The organism is Ruegeria sp. AB7, from assembly GCF_056542625.1.
On record NZ_JBQGAC010000004.1, the window covers coordinates 1 to 16,085 of the forward strand.

17 protein-coding genes and 1 tRNA gene are annotated in these 16,085 nt (G+C 57.6%); 12 read left to right on the plus strand and 6 right to left on the minus strand.

The genetic code is table 11. The features are described 5' to 3' along the window. Positions 1-312: 312 nt before the first annotated feature. From terL to ACR0EN_RS11790, 3 genes are read right to left on the minus strand one after another with little or no spacing between them, the layout of a single operon-like run. Entirely contained in the window at positions 313-1,791 is a 1,479-nt protein-coding gene (gene terL, locus ACR0EN_RS11780; RefSeq protein ID WP_480586894.1) for a phage terminase large subunit, read from the minus strand. Further along, on the minus strand, positions 1,778-2,209 hold the full coding sequence (locus ACR0EN_RS11785; RefSeq protein WP_170612267.1) for a DUF5681 domain-containing protein: 432 nt from the start codon (positions 2,207-2,209) through the stop codon (positions 1,778-1,780). Before ACR0EN_RS11785 ends, terL begins: the two co-directional genes overlap by 14 nt. Beyond that, positions 2,202-3,596: a site-specific DNA-methyltransferase gene (locus ACR0EN_RS11790; protein ID WP_480586897.1), complete on the minus strand. Its 1,395-nt coding sequence runs from the start codon at positions 3,594-3,596 to the stop codon at positions 2,202-2,204. Before ACR0EN_RS11790 ends, ACR0EN_RS11785 begins: the two co-directional genes overlap by 8 nt. Positions 3,597-4,043: 447 nt before the next feature. Here ACR0EN_RS11790 and ACR0EN_RS11795 point away from each other — a divergent pair, with 447 nt between their 5' ends. The 4 genes from ACR0EN_RS11795 to ACR0EN_RS11810 are packed head-to-tail and all read left to right on the plus strand — an operon-like array spanning position 4,044 to position 6,316. Then, a complete protein-coding gene (locus ACR0EN_RS11795) occupies positions 4,044-4,274 on the plus strand; it encodes a DUF3489 domain-containing protein (RefSeq protein ID WP_170612265.1) in 231 nt (76 codons plus the stop codon). Continuing rightward, a complete protein-coding gene (locus tag ACR0EN_RS11800) occupies positions 4,271-4,687 on the plus strand; it encodes a DUF2924 domain-containing protein (RefSeq protein WP_170612263.1) in 417 nt (138 codons plus the stop codon). Before ACR0EN_RS11795 ends, ACR0EN_RS11800 begins: the two co-directional genes overlap by 4 nt. Then, positions 4,684-5,199 carry a recombinase family protein gene (locus ACR0EN_RS11805; protein WP_480586901.1) on the plus strand — a complete coding sequence of 172 codons (516 nt, stop codon included), beginning with the start codon at positions 4,684-4,686 and terminating at the stop codon, positions 5,197-5,199. Before ACR0EN_RS11800 ends, ACR0EN_RS11805 begins: the two co-directional genes overlap by 4 nt. Next, entirely contained in the window at positions 5,171-6,316 is a 1,146-nt protein-coding gene (locus tag ACR0EN_RS11810) for a recombinase family protein (RefSeq protein WP_480586905.1), read from the plus strand. Before ACR0EN_RS11805 ends, ACR0EN_RS11810 begins: the two co-directional genes overlap by 29 nt. Before the next feature lie 422 nt (positions 6,317-6,738). Here ACR0EN_RS11810 and ACR0EN_RS11815 read toward each other — a convergent pair. Then, positions 6,739-6,828 (minus strand) — tRNA-Ser (locus tag ACR0EN_RS11815). Between the two features lie 204 nt (positions 6,829-7,032). Here ACR0EN_RS11815 and ACR0EN_RS11820 point away from each other — a divergent pair. From ACR0EN_RS11820 to ACR0EN_RS11855, 8 genes are all read left to right on the plus strand, one after another. Beyond that, positions 7,033-8,163 carry an SPOR domain-containing protein gene (locus tag ACR0EN_RS11820; protein ID WP_480586908.1) on the plus strand — a complete coding sequence of 377 codons (1,131 nt, stop codon included), beginning with the start codon at positions 7,033-7,035 and terminating at the stop codon, positions 8,161-8,163. Between the two features lie 18 nt (positions 8,164-8,181). Continuing rightward, positions 8,182-9,348 carry a D-alanyl-D-alanine carboxypeptidase family protein gene (locus ACR0EN_RS11825; RefSeq protein WP_170396992.1) on the plus strand — a complete coding sequence of 389 codons (1,167 nt, stop codon included), beginning with the start codon at positions 8,182-8,184 and terminating at the stop codon, positions 9,346-9,348. Further along, positions 9,345-9,977: a dTMP kinase gene (gene tmk, locus ACR0EN_RS11830; protein ID WP_170612259.1), complete on the plus strand. Its 633-nt coding sequence runs from the start codon at positions 9,345-9,347 to the stop codon at positions 9,975-9,977. Before ACR0EN_RS11825 ends, tmk begins: the two co-directional genes overlap by 4 nt. Position 9,978: 1 nt before the next feature. Then, the gene (locus tag ACR0EN_RS11835; RefSeq protein WP_480586911.1) at positions 9,979-11,097 is read left to right on the plus strand and encodes a DNA polymerase III subunit delta'; all 1,119 of its coding nucleotides are present in this window, start codon (positions 9,979-9,981) and stop codon (positions 11,095-11,097) included. Then, on the plus strand, positions 11,097-11,903 hold the full coding sequence (locus tag ACR0EN_RS11840; protein ID WP_170424075.1) for a TatD family hydrolase: 807 nt from the start codon (positions 11,097-11,099) through the stop codon (positions 11,901-11,903). Before ACR0EN_RS11835 ends, ACR0EN_RS11840 begins: the two co-directional genes overlap by 1 nt. Beyond that, on the plus strand, positions 11,900-12,697 hold the full coding sequence (locus ACR0EN_RS11845; protein ID WP_170396999.1) for an MBL fold metallo-hydrolase: 798 nt from the start codon (positions 11,900-11,902) through the stop codon (positions 12,695-12,697). Before ACR0EN_RS11840 ends, ACR0EN_RS11845 begins: the two co-directional genes overlap by 4 nt. 44 nt (positions 12,698-12,741) lie before the next feature. Then, on the plus strand, positions 12,742-13,674 hold the full coding sequence (locus tag ACR0EN_RS11850) for an AEC family transporter (RefSeq protein ID WP_170403928.1): 933 nt from the start codon (positions 12,742-12,744) through the stop codon (positions 13,672-13,674). A 72-nt stretch (positions 13,675-13,746) separates the two neighbouring features. Then, complete coding sequence (locus ACR0EN_RS11855) at positions 13,747-14,433, plus strand: CbiX/SirB N-terminal domain-containing protein (protein WP_170818010.1); 687 nt, start codon at positions 13,747-13,749, stop codon at positions 14,431-14,433. Positions 14,434-14,457: 24 nt separating this feature from the next. Here ACR0EN_RS11855 and ACR0EN_RS11860 read toward each other — a convergent pair whose 3' ends face one another. Together ACR0EN_RS11860 and ACR0EN_RS11865 are read right to left on the minus strand one after the other, a co-directional pair. Continuing rightward, positions 14,458-15,456 carry a GGDEF domain-containing protein gene (locus ACR0EN_RS11860; RefSeq protein WP_170818011.1) on the minus strand — a complete coding sequence of 333 codons (999 nt, stop codon included), beginning with the start codon at positions 15,454-15,456 and terminating at the stop codon, positions 14,458-14,460. After that, the gene (locus ACR0EN_RS11865; protein ID WP_170397007.1) at positions 15,453-16,040 is read right to left on the minus strand and encodes a heme NO-binding domain-containing protein; all 588 of its coding nucleotides are present in this window, start codon (positions 16,038-16,040) and stop codon (positions 15,453-15,455) included. Before ACR0EN_RS11865 ends, ACR0EN_RS11860 begins: the two co-directional genes overlap by 4 nt. Between the last annotated feature and the right edge of the window lie 45 nt (positions 16,041-16,085).

Sequence of the window (16,085 nt, forward strand, 5' to 3'; positions counted from 1 at the left end):
AGCAAGTCCCATGGGTGAATGAACTCTCGGAAGGTCTGTCGCCAGATGATATTGCGACAGCGCAAAATGTTGTTGACCGTCTTAAATCACGTCTCGAAGAAGCATCAATGCGACAAGATCAGAGCCCGTCTCAAAGCGGACGTTCATAGAGAGCGCAGCATCGGTCATTTTGGGCTCGAAGCAGTCATCCGACGGCATTAGCGATGAGACTGGTTTGTGGTTGCGAGCGGTCATTGGGGCCGCTCTCAGGATTGGTCCGACATCGGCCCTCCCAGCAATATTCAACGAGTTTTCAAGCTTGACGCTGAGGTTCTACCGCCGTCTGACCCTCTCTCGATTGCGCTCCCGACGTTCGATGTTGATCCGGTGGTCCCGGCCCAATGCCCGGTAGAAGCCCGGTCCCTTGGACCAGTTCAGAAAATGGGCAAAGCTGTCGACCTGATCGTCGTTGCGCCCGCGTGGAAAGGACTGAAGCTCTCGTTTGAATACCGGCAGCCAGGGTGCGTCTGCAGGCAGATACACCTTGCCCTCTTCGACAGGACCGCAAGCGGACTGGAACCGGGTTTCCTTGTCTTTGTCGGGTTTAATGCGTTCGTAGCGCCGACGGTTATCACGAAACAATTCGTCCAGAAGCGGTTTGCCGGAGGCCGCATCTTCGATCAGAACACGATCGGGATCCCAACGACCGACAAGCTGCAGTGCCTTGGCTTTTAGGTCTTGGTAGTCTACCTGCCCGCGCCAGACGTCGAGAAGGTACCACGCGTTTTCTCGGAACCCCCAGGTCGTACAGGCCGAGAAGTCGGATCGCGGATCCGCAGACATCCCCGTATCCCAGCTTTGAACAACCAGTTGGAACCAGCGACGATCTTCGACGGTCTCATAGGTGCCGAACCACTCCCAGCGCAGCGGCGAGCCATCTGGCGCAATCGGGTTCTGCTGATACTGGCAATTGAACACAGCTGCGCCCATTTCACGACGTTTTGTATCCAGCGTGTTCTGATCCAAACGGGACGGGCACAGGAGATCACCCGGTTTGCGGCACATGACCCTTCCACGCCCGAGAGGCACCTTCTCATGTTCTTCGGCGATGGCAGGCAGATTCAGGTGCCGATAGGTCCCACGTTCAAGCAGATAACCCGGCGGATCCATCTCGTGCAGCCGTTGTGCAACCATGACCACGCGCCCTTCGGCCGGGTTGTCGAAGCGCGACAGCAAGGTCCCCTCAATGAACTCCTGTGCCTTGACCAGCTCGGCCTCGGAGCCCGCATCTCCAGCTTTCAGCAGGTCATCGATGATGATGTAATCAGCGCCATGACCGGTGACAGAACTTCCGATGGAGACAGCCTTACGGCTGCCTCCCTTTGTGGTGCGGATTTCTTCTGAGGTGTTGCCCTTTTTAGCCAAGACCGTTTCAGGGAACATTTCCCGGTACCAGCGCGCAGACATGATCCGACGACAATCCTCGGAATGTTTACGCGCCAGATCCAGCCCGTAGCTGGCAACAATGATTTTGGCGCTCGGTGAGTGCCCAAGAAGATAAGCGACATATGCAACGGCAACGGTGACCGATTTCAGGCAACGCGGCGGAATGTTGATGATCAACCGCTTGTTCTCGCCGACGCGAACGTTGTCCAACTCATGGCACATAGCACGCACATGCCAGGCCGGATCAAAGCCGCGGTCAGTCCCCTGGTGCAGCGTGCCAAACACACGCCACACGAAGGGAAAGAAATTATCCCGGCAAACCTCGCGAGCGACCTGCTGGACCATTTTGGGATCAGGAGCTGACATCATTGGCCTCCTCATCTTCCGGACCGCCGTCACCATCCGGGTGACTGGAAAAGAAATCCCGGAGGATGTCGTAGTCGACAGCGTCCGGCTCAACCGCACGGACGGTTTCTTGCGCGTCCATGTCACTTGTGTTGAACAGATCTGCGTCCAGCTTCAGCAGCGCCATCAACAATTTCGTGTCGCCCTTCAACGCGCCAGCCGTGAGCCGCTTGGCAATTGCCTCCGCCTTGGAAATCCGGATTTCGTGGCTGCCTTCGCGAACCGTAATCTTGGTTTCCAATTCACGTTTCAAGCTGGCATTCACCCCTTTGGCACCTTTCGGCCGCCCTTTCGGATTGCCGGATCGGCCTTTCTTGAATTGGGTTGCTTTAGGCGGTTTGCCGTAGCCCACTTCGTAATCTTTCGTATCGTCAGACATGATCCGCCTCCTGCTTCGAGGCGGTGTCGCTGGCCGCAGAACGCGCATCGAACGTTTGCCCCGTGACGGCATGCACGGCGCTCTCACCGGTCATCTCCTGCCAACGACGGATGGCGACGTCGACGTAAACAGGGTCGAACTCAATAAGCCGCGCCCGGCGTCCGGTTTTCTCAGCGGCCAGCAAGGTTGCACCGGACCCGCCAAAGGCGTCCAGCACGACATCGCCGCGATGACTCACATCCATGATGGCATCCGCGACCAGGGCCGTTGGCTTCACCGTGGGATGATCAGCGAGATCCGCTTCACGCCCTGCCCCAAAGCTGTTCACACCGGCATAGTCCCAGACATTGGTCCGGTTGCGACCATGTTTTCCCAGTTCGACATTGTTGACATGTGGCGCACCGGGCTTCTTGAAGATGCAAACCAGCTCGTGCTTGGACCGATAAAGGCTGCCCATGCCTCCGTTGGTCTTATTCCAGACACAGAGATTGATGAGTTCCAATCCACCTGCCTTGCCGGCCGCAATCAACTCTTCAATGTGACGCCAGTCCATGCAGATCATCGCGATGCCTCCGTCCGGCAAGCAGTCAAACAGCCGGTTGATCACGTCGGTGAGAAAGTTGCGGAACTCGCTGTCCGACATTTCTCCCGACGCCATGGCAAATTCGCGATGATCGCCGCCGGTGCCACAGCGGACATGCCCATTGACCGGTACGTTATAAGGAGGATCGGTGAACACCATCTGCGGGCTCTCGCCATCCAGGAGCATCTCATAGCTCTGAGCTTGCAAAGCATCCCCGCAGAAGATGCGGTGATCTCCAAGAATCCAGAGGTCGCCCGGCTGCGTAATTGCCGGTACCGCGGGGTCAGGCGTCTCAACAGATTCCGCTTCAGTCTTCGTGGCCTCATCCGTGCCATCGATGATAATGTCGATCTCCGGCGTTTCGAACCCGGTGATATCCAGATCAAAGTCCAGTTCACCATCAAGGCTGAGGTCCGTCAGCTCGGCAAATTCGATCTGCAGCGCTGCTTCGTTCCAGTCCGACAGTTCCGCCAGCTTGTTATCCGCGATGCGCAAAGCACGAACTTCTGCATCTGACAGGTGACCCGCGACAACCGTCGGCACGGACGTCAACCCCAGAGCCTTGGCGGCCTCATAGCGGCCATGGCCCGCGATGATTGTGCCCGAACCATCCAACAGGATCGGGGTGACAAACCCAAACTGGGCCACCGATGCCTTCAGTTTGTCGACATTCTTGGCCGCGTGCACGCGGTTGTTGTTGGCGTAGGGCTTGATCTGGCTGATCTGGGATTGGATAACTTTTTCGGCCATCCAGATAGGCGTATTGGACGCCTGAACGTCGCTGTGTGTGTTTTTGGCAGGCATAACCGCCTCCTTTTGCGTGACGCCGCGCGGACGTCGAGATGGAGGGATCGCGTTGGAAAATCGGAGAGAGCACAAATCGCAACTCCCCGGACCAATCGATCCGAGACGTTGCTCCTTTGAATGCTCTCTGCGGAAACCTGTGTTCCAATGAGTGCTGCCTGCGGGAGCAGTTTCCCGCCCTGATAGTACGGGCGATTAGGTCGAATGTAGGTGCCATCAATACGAGACGCAACCCCCCAAACTAAAAGTAACCAATTAAGATTGTTGCCGAATAATCGGGGGTACGGCAGCGTCGCACTTCAAAACACACGCCTCCAGTAATCGTTTCAGAAAGAGCTGGACTGTTGACGTAAACCACGCATCACTGAACCTACGCCCGAGCCATTCGGGCGCTCCTCAGTACCAGGGTTCGGCATTCCGCCAGCCCCAGATCAGAGGAGACAATATATGTCCAAATCCAATCAAACCAAAATTGACCGGGTGCAAGCTTTGTTGCGTCGCCCGAGCGGCGCCAGCCTTGAGGCGCTCTGCAAAGCAACGGAGTGGCAGCCTCATTCGGTCCGAGCAGCTCTAAGCGGTCTGCGGAAAAAAGGCGCAACGATTGAACGGCGGACATCCGACAAACCAAATGGACCATCCATATATCACCTGACGGCGGGAACAGGAGAAGAGACATGACCAAGACCAGCGATGTCGCCGATCTCGCCGCCATGGGTCGATCGGCTCTGGTCACGCTTTGGCAGCAACTGTTTGATCAACAAGCCCCCGCCATGCTCAGCCAACCCTTCATGCGCCGTTTCATTGCCTTTGAGATGCAGTCCCGCCGTCATGGCGGGCTACCCCGGCAGGTCAAAGTCACGCTGGAAAAGGGCTCTATGAAGAAGCCCCGGCCTACATGCCCTGCCCTAAAACCCGGCGGGCGCCTACTGCGCGAGTGGAATGGCGTGACCCATGTAGTCGACGTTACAGATGACGGCTTCACTTGGAACGGTCGGTCCCATCGCTCGCTCTCGGCCATCGCCAGAGAGATTACCGGCACGCATTGGTCAGGGCCGCGTTTCTTCGGACTCTCTGGCAAGGGGGCCAAATGAGCCCGCGCCGCAAAACCCGATGCGCCATCTACACGCGCAAGTCCTCCGAAGATGGTCTGGATCAGGACTTTAATTCGCTGGACGCGCAATTTGAGGCCTGCGCAGCCTATGTCGCCAGCCAGCGACACGAAGGCTGGACCCTACTGCCCGGGCGCTACGATGACGGCGGCCTGTCCGGCGGTACACTCGAACGCCCTGCCCTTCAACGCCTGCTTGATGAGATCGATGCCGGGCGTATTGACATGGTGGTGGTCTACAAGATTGACCGGCTGACCCGGTCGCTTACCGACTTCTCCAAGCTGGTCGACCGGCTGGAACAGGCAAACTGTTCCTTTGTTTCGGTTACACAGGCCTTCAATACCTCATCTTCCATGGGCCGGTTGACCCTGAATATGCTGTTGTCCTTTGCTCAGTTTGAACGGGAAGTCACCGCCGAACGTATTCGCGACAAGATTGCAGCGTCTAAGAAAAAAGGGGCTTTGGATGGGTGGCAACCTGCCTCTCGGCTATGACCGCCACCCCAATCCAAAAGCAAGAACGCTGGTGGTGAATGAGGAGGAGGCCAGAACGGTCCGACATCTCTTTGGGCTTTATGACGAGCTGGGTTGCCTGCGCAAAGTAGAAGAACGGGCAACAGCAGAAGACCTGCGATCAAAACGGGCTGTTCGGTCGGATGGCAGCATAAAAGGGGATTATCTGCTGTCACGGGGTCAGATCTATTACCTGCTGCGCAACCCGGTTTATCTCGGAAAAATTCGCCACAAGAATAAGATCTGGGACGGACAACATACGGCGATCATCGACCAAGGCGTTTGGGACCGGGTACAGGAAAAAATGCGACAGGCCTCCAATCGCTCCCGTGCACGCGGCGGCTCCGATACGCGCCAACACTCCAATGACCCCGGCGCCTGGCTCACCGGTCTGCTGCAGGACGAAACAGGTAATCGGTTGACGCCAACCCACACCACGCGCAAAGGCCGACGGTTGCGCTATTACGTCTCCAATCGACTGATCTCGGGTGGCAAGGATATCTCCGGCTGGCGACTGCCCGGCCCGGCGCTGGAACACGCAGTCATTGATGTCATCGTCAGACATCTGCAAGACGCCGCCGCCGCGCACCAGGTGCTGGCGCAACCGGAGGCCGGGTCAACGGAGGCAGTTCAGACTTCAGCTGCGGATTTAGTAACTCGGCTTCGAGGCCAAGGCGCTCAGGTCGGTGCTGATATTCTGGCCAACGGCAGAATTGCACGCGGACAGATCGACCTCGAATCGAACCCTAAAACTCTGGCAAGCGCACTTGGCATCGCGGCCGATCATCTGAACCCGGATCTCACACACATCACCTCATCCTTCGATCTGCGACGACGCGGCGTCGAGGCCAAGGTCATCGCTGGAGACATGGCACCCCAACCCGATCCCCACCTCCGGTCCATGCTGATCCGCGCTCATGGCTGGGCGCGTGATCTAAAAGCCGGCGTTCAACTGATGGAAATTGCCCGCCGCAAAACCTCCCCGGCGCCTTCATCCGTACCCGTGCTCAGCTCGCGTTTCTTTCACCGAAGATTCAGGTCGCGATTCTCGACGGCGCTCAGCCGACCGAATTCACACTCAAGCGTCTTGTCAGCATGACCCACCCACTAGACTGGTCTGAACAGGAACGCCTGTTCGGCTTCTGACATCTCCAAGTCCTTCGTCCCTGTTACAGGGTTTGCCCTCCCTGATCCGTAGGCACAATTCCCTGTTCCCACGAGAAAATTCCCTGTTCCACCTTTTAGGGAATTTGCAACATAAACCTCTGGAAAACATGCAGTTCCGATAGGGGAAATGACGGAACTCAGACCTGTTTCACGAAAATTCCCTGTAAATTGCCGGGTATCAGGGAAATCCCGCCCAAAGCGACCCCGCCAAAATGCGACACAGAGACTGCGGCCGGAATTGCGCTCTGAGCGTGCGATCTGCTCCGTCTCTGATTGAAAGCGCATGCGCCAACTCGCGGGAATTACGGCACAATTCCGGGTCAGAAAACACAACTGAAGTGAGACAGGTATGAGTGGCGGGGAGACAGGGATTCGAACCCTGGGAACGCTCTCACGTTCAACGGTTTTCAAGACCGCCGCATTCGACCACTCTGCCACCTCCCCGCGTGAGGCTGGGTCTATGACGAGTTGAGCGCAGAGGCAAGCCATAAAGCGGGAAATCTTGCCGTAGCGAATGTAGCAGTCTTTCCATGGCCCGATGCCCGCGCTATGATCTGCGGGAAAGACCGCACAAGACTGGCAACAAGAACCAGCAATGACGCGGTGGGGCGCGGCCGGAATGGCCTTGTCAGGCAAGGGATTGAGAAAATGGAGCGAGCTACGGGCACACGCTTTGGGCCACAACGGCTGGCAATTTTGGTCGTGACGATGGCAGCATTGGCTGGATGCGAAGAAGGGCTACTTACTACAGAGGACCCGCCTGAGGATACGGCCGCCGAAGATGCGGACAACACAAACCGGTTCGAACTGTTCCCCGAGGCTGCCGCGACCAATCAGCGCGATGTTGAAGCCCCCGAGGTTTTTCAGGTCACCGAAGCAGGATTGTGGGACGGGCGGCCATCGCTGGGTGGTATCTGGGTGGCGCATCCCGATGTGACTCAACCCGAGCGGGTGCTGATCAAGAATACAGCCAACAACAAATCGGTAACGGGTGCCCTGTTCCGCCGTGAGCGGAATTTGCCGGGACCCGCGCTGCAGGTCTCGTCATCCGCTGCCGAGCAATTGGGAATGCTGGCTGGTGCTCCAACCAGGGTGCAGGTTGTCGCGTTGCGACGTGAGGCTATTGAAGAACCCCCTGCACCTGTCGCCGCGGAACCTGTCGAAGAGACAGATAGTGCAGAGAGTTCGGAAACAACCGACACCGCAGAAGCGTCGGAAACGGGCGCTGCTGAAAAGCCTCAAAAGCGGAAATGGTGGCAGAAAAAGCCAAGCGACGAGACTGCAGTCGCAGCAGCTGGCGCAGCAACCGCAGCTGCTGCCGAGACCGAATCCCCTTCGTCAGAAACACAGACGGCAGCATTGTCGGATCCCGAACTGACGGCACCGGCTGAAAAACCGGCCAAGCGCAAGTGGTGGCAAAAGAAAGACCCTAACGCTATCACCGAAACGCCTCTGGACCCGATTGCCGGAGCGGCAGCGGCCATCGAGGCCTCTGAACCAACGGCCGCGGCACCATCGACGGCGAGTGCTGCGACGACAAGTGGGTTGGCAAAACCTTTTGTTCAGGCGGGCACCTTCAGCGTAGAATCCAACGCCAAGAGCGCGGCGGACAAGATTCGGCGCAATGGCATGGCCGCCGAAGTCATGGAACTGAAAAGCGAGGACAAGTCGGTCTGGCGCGTTTTGGTTGGACCCGTTGCAACCCGCGCGGAACGCCGAGCGATGTTGAACGATGTGAAAGATCTTGGGTTTACCGATGCTTTCACGGCAAAGAACTGATCAAACAGGAGGCCCATGATGCTTTCCGCTTTGCGATCCACCACACTGGCCCTCGGGTTGGCGCTGTTGGCACTGCCCGCCCATGCCTTCGACACCACCGCGCGTGCGGCTTATGTGATGGACCAGAAAACCGGCACTGTGCTGTTGTCTAAAGACGCCGATCAGCCTCTGCCTCCAGCGTCCATGTCGAAGCTCATGACGCTTTATGTGGCGTTTGAAGCCTTGCGCGATGGCCGTTTGACGCTGGACGAAACTTTGCCCGTCTCGGAACATGCAATGAGCTATGGCGGCTCGACCATGTTCCTGAACACGCAGGATCGTGTCCGGGTCGAGGATCTTTTGCGCGGGATCATCGTGCTTTCGGGCAATGACGCCTGTGTCGTGATCGCCGAAGCGCTCAGCCCCGACGGAAGCGAAGCCGGATTCGCCCGTTTCATGACTCAGCGGGCGCAGCAGATGGGCATGAACAACTCGAACTTTGCCAATTCCAACGGCTGGCCTGCTGCTGGGCACATGATGTCAGTGCACGATCTGGCAGTTCTGGCCGACCGGCTGATCACCGATTTCCCCGAGTACTATCCCCTGTTTGCCGAAGAAGAGTTCGAATTCGATGGCCGCGCGCCCTCGAACGCGCGGAACCGCAATCCGCTGCTGAAGCTGGATATCGGGGCCGATGGCCTCAAGACTGGCCATACCCAAGAGGCAGGATATGGTTTGGTCGGTTCTGCCAAACAAGGCGACCGACGGGTTGTCTTTGTACTTTCAGGGCTCGACAGCACTGCCAAGCGCGCAGAGGAGGCTGAGGCCGTGGTTAACTGGTCGTTTCGAAATTTTGTCGAGAGGACAGTTGCCAAATCAGAAGAACCGGTAGCCCAGGCCAAGCTTTGGATGGGGGCGGAAAAGACTGTGGGATTGGTGCCCGAGGGTGATCTGACCTTGCTGTTCCCCGTTTTGGGCGACAAGGACATCAAGGCCGAGGTTGTCTATGACGGCCCTATCAACGCACCGGTCAGCAAAGGCCAGCAATTGGCCGAGCTTGTGATCCAACCCGAGGGATTGCCCGAAATCCGCCGCCCGCTGGTGGCGGAAAAGGATGTTCCCTTGGGCGGGTTTGTCGTGCGTATGTTGACCGTGGGTGGCATCGTTCTGAAAGAAGTGATCAACACCCCGCTGGAGCAAATGTGACAGCGCGCGGAACGTTTCTGACCTTCGAAGGCATTGACGGATCAGGCAAGTCCACGCAGGCGCGCCTGCTGGCCGAGCACTTGCGGCATCAAGGCCGCGACGTCGTTCTGACGCGCGAGCCCGGCGGATCGGACGGGGCAGAAGAAATTCGCAGCCTTGTGCTGCAGGGTGATCCGGACCGCTGGTCGGCCGAGACCGAGATCCTGCTGTTCACCGCTGCCCGGCGCGATCATCTTGAGCGCACGATTGAACCCGCGTTGGCAGAGGGCAAGGTTGTGATCTGCGATCGCTTTGCCGACAGTACCCGGATGTATCAAGGTCTGTCGCGCGGCGATCTGCGGGGTTTGGTGGATCAGTTGCACAGCTTGATGATCCGGCGAGAGCCAGATATGACCTTGCTGATCGATATGGACCCGGAAACAGGCCTGTTGCGCGCCAAAGGTCGTCAGGGCACCGAAGAACGGTTCGAAGATTTCGGTTTGGATCTTCAACAACAGATGCGGGCAGGTTTTCTGGGTCTGGCTCAAGAATTCTCTGACCGTTTCCACGTGGTCGACGGCAATCGGGACATGGACAGCGTTGCGCGGGATGTGACAGATATTGTCATGACGTCCCTGCAATTGAGCTGACATGAGCGACGATATCCAAACACCGGATCAGGCCCCTGGTGCCCCGCATCCGCGCGAAACTCTCAAGCTGTTCGGACAGGATGCGGCCCAAGAGGCGTTTTTAACCGCGTATAACTCGGACCGGCTGCACCACGGCTGGTTGCTAACGGGGCCGCGCGGCGTGGGCAAGGCTACCCTTGCCTGGCGCATTGCACAGTTTTTGTTGGCCACACCTCCGGCAGATGAAGGCGGGTTGTTTGGTGCCCCTCCTGCGCCTGAGACGTTGGACATCGACCCGGACCACCCCGTCGCACACCGTATCCAGGCGGGGGCCGAGCCCGGCCTTTCCGCAATCACCCGGTCCGTCAACGATCAGGGACGGCTGCGCAACGAAATCGTTGTCGATGACATCCGCAAACTGGGCAAGTTCTTCGGCCTGTCCTCTGCCGATGGTGGTCGCCGGGTTGTTATCGTCGATTCAGCGGATGAAATGAATGTCAGCGCCGCCAATGCGCTGCTGAAAATGCTCGAAGAACCCCCAGCGCGCACGACGCTGCTGCTGGTTTCACACCAACCTTCGCGCCTGCTGCCGACCATCCGTTCGCGTTGCCGCACGCTGCGGCTTTCACCCCTTGGCGCAGATGACATGCAGGCCGCGCTAGCGCAGACCGGCACAGAAATCCCTAGTCGGGCCGAGCATTTGGCAGCCCTCGCCGCCGGTTCAGTGGGTGATGCCGTCCGCTTGATCAATCTCGGCGGGCTAGAGCTTTATGCCGAGCTGATTGCAATTCTGGGCTCCCTTCCCCGGCTCGACCGCCAGCGCGCCCTGAAACTGGCAGAAGCGGTTGCTCAGCGAGGTGCTGCGGAACGGTTTGATCTGCTGCTTTCGCTGATCGACGTTGCGCTCTCGCGTTTGGCGCTGACAGGTGCAAAAGGTGCCGCCCCCATACCCGAGGCCGCCCCGAATGAGGCTGAAACTCTGTCGCGCCTCTCTAACTCGCAGCACAAGGCCCGCCAATGGGCGGAGGTCGCCGCGCTCATCACGGCGCGCGCACGACACGGGCAGGCGGTGAACCTTGACCCTGCCTCGCTTGTCCTAGATACGGTGTTCAAGATACAGGAAACCGCCGGTCACAGCTGATGAGCCTCACCCCCGAAATTACCGACAGCCACTGCCATCTGGATTTCCCTGATTTCGACGGTCAGTTGGATGATATCGTCGCCCGCGCTGCCGAGGCTGGCGTGACCCGCATGGTGACCATCTGCACCCGGCTGCGCAACGAACCCGCTGTGCGCGCCATCGCCGAGGCTCACGCCCCAGTCTTCTACGCTGCAGGCACCCACCCGATGAGCGCCGCTGATGAGCCGATGGCCACGGTCGATGAGCTGGTCGCATTGGCTAAGCATCCCAAGTTCGTGGGCATTGGGGAAAGCGGGCTTGATTATCACTACACGGCCGAGTCGGCAGATGTTCAGAAACAATCGCTGCGCATCCATATCGAGGCCGCCCAGCGCACTGGCCTGCCATTGATCATCCACGCGCGCGCTGCTGATGACGACATGGCCCGCATTCTGACCGAAGAGCATCGTAATACGCCCTATTCCTGTGTCATGCATTGTTTCTCTTCATCGGCTGAACTGGCCCGGGCCGCGCTTGATCTGGGCTTTTACCTGTCCATGTCCGGCATCGCGGCCTTCCCAAGAAGCCAAGAACTACGCGATATCTTCGCTTCAGCTCCGGTTGATCGTATTCTGGTCGAAACCGATGCGCCCTATCTTGCCCCCCCACCATATCGCGGTAAACGGAATGAGCCCGCCTATACCGCACACACCGCCCGTAAAGGGGCTGAGGTCTTCGGATTGGATTACGCAGATTTCGCCGCAAAAACGCAGGCCAATTTTGATCGGCTCTTCACTAAAGCCGCCACATACAAGGCGGCTGCATGAGCGAGCTGCGCCTGACAATTCTGGGCTGCGGGTCATCCGGTGGCGTCCCCCGTCTCGGGGGACATTGGGGCGATTGTGATCCGGAAAACCCGAAAAACCAGCGTCGGCGATGCTCGTTACTGGTCGAACGGGACGGGCCGGACGGGACTACGTCGGTTCTGATCGACACCTCACCGGATATGCGTAGCCAATTGCTGGACACCGGGACTGGGCGATTGGATGGTGTCGTCTATACGCATTCCCACGCGGACCACATGAATGGGATCGACGATCTGCGGATGATCGTTTTCAATATGAAAACCCGCGTCCCCGTCTGGGCCGATGGTGACACGCAGAACGATCTGCTCAGCCGGTTTGGCTATGCCTTCGTTCAGCCCGAGGGATCGCCCTATCCGCCCATACTCGACCTCAAGACAATCAATGGGCCGTTCGAAATTCCCGGCCCAGGCGGCACGATCCCGCTTCGGCCATTTCGCGTGAACCACGGATCGATTGATGCGCTTGGTTTCAGAATGGGAAACATCGTCTATCTGCCTGATGTAGCAGAGCTTTATGATGAGAGCATGACTGAACTGGCGAATCTGGACTGCCTGATTATTGACGCTCTGCGTCGTTCCCCGCATCCGACACATGCCCATCTGGAAAAGACGCTGGAGTGGATCGACCAATTGAAACCAAAACGCGCCGTTTTGACCAACATGCATATCGATCTGGATTATGCGACGGTCGATGCGGAAACACCGGATCATATCACGCCTGCCTATGATGGCATGGTGATCCGGCACGCCCTGTAAGGCATGCTGCTGCACGCGCTTACGATACCCCGTATGGCGCCGCCATGTTACAAAGCCTGATTGATGTCATCCTGCCGGTGTTTCTGGTCATCGGTGCCGGATACACGGCGACGAGGTTCGGCTATTTTCGCGAAACCCATATCGATGGGTTAATGAGTTTCACGCAGAACTTTGCCATTCCCTGCCTACTGTTTCTCGCCATTGCCAATCTCGATCTCGGCACCAGCTTCGATCCTCGGCTTTTGGTCAGTTTCTATTCAGCAGCTGGTCTGTGTTTTGTCGCTGGTATGATCGGTGCGCGCCTGATCTTCGGACGAGCGTGGGAGGATTCGGTTGCTATTGGATTTTGCTGTCTGTTTTCAAACTCGGTCCTCTTGGGGTTGCCTATTACCGAGCGCGCCTATGGGGTCGAAAATCTAGTTGGCAACTTCACAATCATCGCGTTCCACTCACCCTTTTGCTATTGCCTCGGCATCACGGTGATGGAGGTGCTTCGAAACCGCGGAAACGGCGGAGTGCGGATGTTGAAATCCGTGCTGTCGGCCATGTTCAAGAATGCACTCATTCTTGGGATCTCGTTGGGGTTTGTCGTAAACCTCACTGGACTGGCCATACCCGGAGTTGTGGACGAAGCCTTGAACCTGATCACCCGCGCGGCCTTGCCCGGTGCCCTGTTCGCGCTGGGGGGCGTGCTGGTTAAGTACCGACCCGAGGGCGATCTGCGTACCATTATTTTCGTCTGCTGTATCTCATTGATGCTGCACCCGAGCCTGGTTTGGTTCTTCGGGTCATCTCTGGCGTTGCCGCAAGACCTGTTCCGCTCGGGCGTTCTTACCGCAGCGATGGCGCCGGGGATCAATAGCTACATCTTCGCAAACATGTACGGACATGCCAAACGTGTGGCCGCGTCGTCGGTTCTGATCGGAACGACCGCGTCAATATTGACGGTCTGGTTGTGGCTGACTCTACTGGGATGACGAAATTGCCAACACCGCATTGACTCTGCCCACCAGCAATACATCTATCGCAGAACCTATCCGGAGCCCTGCATGACACACGCCGTTATCGTCGCCCATGGCCAACCCTCGGACCCTGCACCTGCAGAAGCTGCGCTAGCAGCCTTTGCGCGAGAGGTAGATGAGTTATGTCAACGGGTTTCGGTATCGTCGGCCACATTGGCAGCCCCGCAGGCGTTGGAAAATTGCCTTGATGGATTGACCAGCGACACGGTTATCTACCCCTTATTCATGGCGCGCGGCTGGTTTGTCACCAGCGCTCTGCCAAAGCGGATTGGCCAGCGTTCTGTCACGATTCTGGACCCCATGGGTATCGATCCCGAACTGCCTGCCCTGATTACAGCGGCCATACATCAGGAACTGACGAACAGGGTTTGGAGCGCGGCGGACACAGATCTTGTGATCGCTGCACATGGCTCGGGCCGCAGCGCCAATCCGGCCATTGTCGCAAAGGGTTTCGCCGAGAATCTGGGTCGGCTTACCGCGTTCAATAGCATTCGCACCGGGTTCGTTGAGCAAACCCCATCAATTGCGGACGCCGCCACCGGGTGCGGTGGCAAGGCGCTGTGCCTGCCGTTTTTTGCCTGCACCGGAGGCCATGTTTTGGAAGATGTACCCGAGGAACTTGCCCGCGCCAGCTTTCACGGACACGTAATGCCCGTGATTTCAGAGCTTCCTCAGGTCAAGCGACACATCGCGGTGATGTTGGATACACTGTAGCGAAGCAAAGGGGGGCCACCTGCGTCAACCGGAATGCTGCGCATCCGATAGCTCGCAATAGAAACGGTGGCAGGATCGCCCGCTTCGTTTCGCTGCGTATAAAGCCAGATCGGCGGCATGAAGAATATCTTCGGCCTTGGGCACTTCGAATTGTGTCGAGAGTGCTGTACCAATACTTGCCGATATTCGGCAGGTTGCCCCATCGAACTGCATCGGCTTGCACAGGCGTGAAATCAGGCGCCCTGCAATACCATCAAGCTTTGTACGATCGTTCATGCCCTTAAAAATCAAGACAAACTCATCACCCCCGACTCGGGCAACTGTGTCGTCGCTGCGTGTGACGTCCAGCATGATCTTTGCAGCTTGCTGCAGAACATAGTCCCCTGCAGCATGCCCCAATCGATCATTGACTGATTTGAAGAAATCCAGATCCAGATGCATCATTGCAAAACTCGATTTCGCCGAAATCAAATGCCCTAGAATATGATCCATCGCACGTCGATTTTTCAGCCCGGTCAACGTATCCGTGTAGGCTTGTTCTTCTGCCGCCAGCATCGCACCTTGCAGACGCAAGTTCAGCGAGCGTGACGCTTCCATCGCGGCAGAATTTGCCTCGACCAGATACAACAATTCTATGGCCAGATCAGTGCCCGGGAAATCGGTGCTGGTCAGAGAATAGTCGCGTACCGCATCCAGTATCGAAATTCCAAACGACAGGTTGATGACCGCCCCGCTTCCGCCAGGAAACGGCGCGATCAGACCTTTGAACGCCGTCTGCGGCTGGTCTTGAAACCTGAGATGCAATTTTCGGTCCGGCACCGTCATTAGCGCAGCAATTGTCTTGATGGATCGGGGGCGCACCAGTTCAAAGATATCCAGAAAATTTTGGCCCGCCATCGGTTGATCCGGGCGCAGTTTCTGCAGGGTTGGTCCAACCTGCTCGACCCGACCCTTGCCATCAACAAGAACGAACATCGGGCACAAGGTGTCCAGCAACTGTCCAAGCTCCGCGGTCTTGATCATGATTTACGTGCCCCGAGATCAAAGTGACGCCCTTCGGCAAACGCGCTTTCGATCAATGTGATCGAAATCACCTCGGCCCCGCTTTGGTGACCTTCATTGGATAGGATCACCAGCGCGCCGTAGTCATCCGCCATGGCGCGCAGCACACCGGTCATGACGCTGGAATATCCCGGCAAATCAGCAGAGCAGTGCAAGTGATATTCTCCGGGTGAATGTTCCTGCAATTCCAAATCAGGCAACCTCAGATCCGACACGGCAAGGCGGACACGATCCGACAGGTCATCAAGCGAATGCAAAAATTCCAAATAGGTTACCCCGCCAAAACGCAATAACCTGCGTAGATCTTCCATGTTCGAGTGTGAGACCAGATAAGTGCCCAAATCCTCAAGAAATTCGGATTTTGGGCGGTTCAAGTCAGCGCACAAAGCGTCGAGCACTCGGGTCGATATCTCCGTGTCATAGATCAACATCGCCTCGAACTCGTCAAATCCCAGCCCGGCCGTATGAGTCGCGCGCAACCAGCATTGACGCCCGTAGGTGGCGCAGACAAAGGATTGGATCGCCCTGTTGATCAGCCCGTGCATGTGTCGCCTCAGATTGAAAGACACTCTCAAGTGATCGCAGAAAGC

Coding starts and splice junctions, on each gene's coding strand:
- ACR0EN_RS11810 (WP_480586905.1), top strand. CDS start 5,171: ATGGGTGGCAACCTGCCTCTCGGCTATGACCGCCACCCCAATCCAAAA.
- ACR0EN_RS11855 (WP_170818010.1), top strand. CDS start 13,747: ATGACACACGCCGTTATCGTCGCCCATGGCCAACCCTCGGACCCTGCA.
- ACR0EN_RS11800 (WP_170612263.1), top strand. CDS start 4,271: ATGACCAAGACCAGCGATGTCGCCGATCTCGCCGCCATGGGTCGATCG.
- ACR0EN_RS11790 (WP_480586897.1), bottom strand. CDS start 3,596: ATGCCTGCCAAAAACACACACAGCGACGTTCAGGCGTCCAATACGCCT.
- ACR0EN_RS11850 (WP_170403928.1), top strand. CDS start 12,742: ATGTTACAAAGCCTGATTGATGTCATCCTGCCGGTGTTTCTGGTCATC.
- ACR0EN_RS11805 (WP_480586901.1), top strand. CDS start 4,684: ATGAGCCCGCGCCGCAAAACCCGATGCGCCATCTACACGCGCAAGTCC.
- ACR0EN_RS11865 (WP_170397007.1), bottom strand. CDS start 16,040: ATGCACGGGCTGATCAACAGGGCGATCCAATCCTTTGTCTGCGCCACC.
- terL (WP_480586894.1), bottom strand. CDS start 1,791: ATGTCAGCTCCTGATCCCAAAATGGTCCAGCAGGTCGCTCGCGAGGTT.
- ACR0EN_RS11820 (WP_480586908.1), top strand. CDS start 7,033: ATGGAGCGAGCTACGGGCACACGCTTTGGGCCACAACGGCTGGCAATT.
- ACR0EN_RS11785 (WP_170612267.1), bottom strand. CDS start 2,209: ATGTCTGACGATACGAAAGATTACGAAGTGGGCTACGGCAAACCGCCT.
- ACR0EN_RS11840 (WP_170424075.1), top strand. CDS start 11,097: ATGAGCCTCACCCCCGAAATTACCGACAGCCACTGCCATCTGGATTTC.
- ACR0EN_RS11825 (WP_170396992.1), top strand. CDS start 8,182: ATGCTTTCCGCTTTGCGATCCACCACACTGGCCCTCGGGTTGGCGCTG.
- ACR0EN_RS11795 (WP_170612265.1), top strand. CDS start 4,044: ATGTCCAAATCCAATCAAACCAAAATTGACCGGGTGCAAGCTTTGTTG.
- ACR0EN_RS11845 (WP_170396999.1), top strand. CDS start 11,900: ATGAGCGAGCTGCGCCTGACAATTCTGGGCTGCGGGTCATCCGGTGGC.
- ACR0EN_RS11860 (WP_170818011.1), bottom strand. CDS start 15,456: ATGATCAAGACCGCGGAGCTTGGACAGTTGCTGGACACCTTGTGCCCG.
- ACR0EN_RS11835 (WP_480586911.1), top strand. CDS start 9,979: ATGAGCGACGATATCCAAACACCGGATCAGGCCCCTGGTGCCCCGCAT.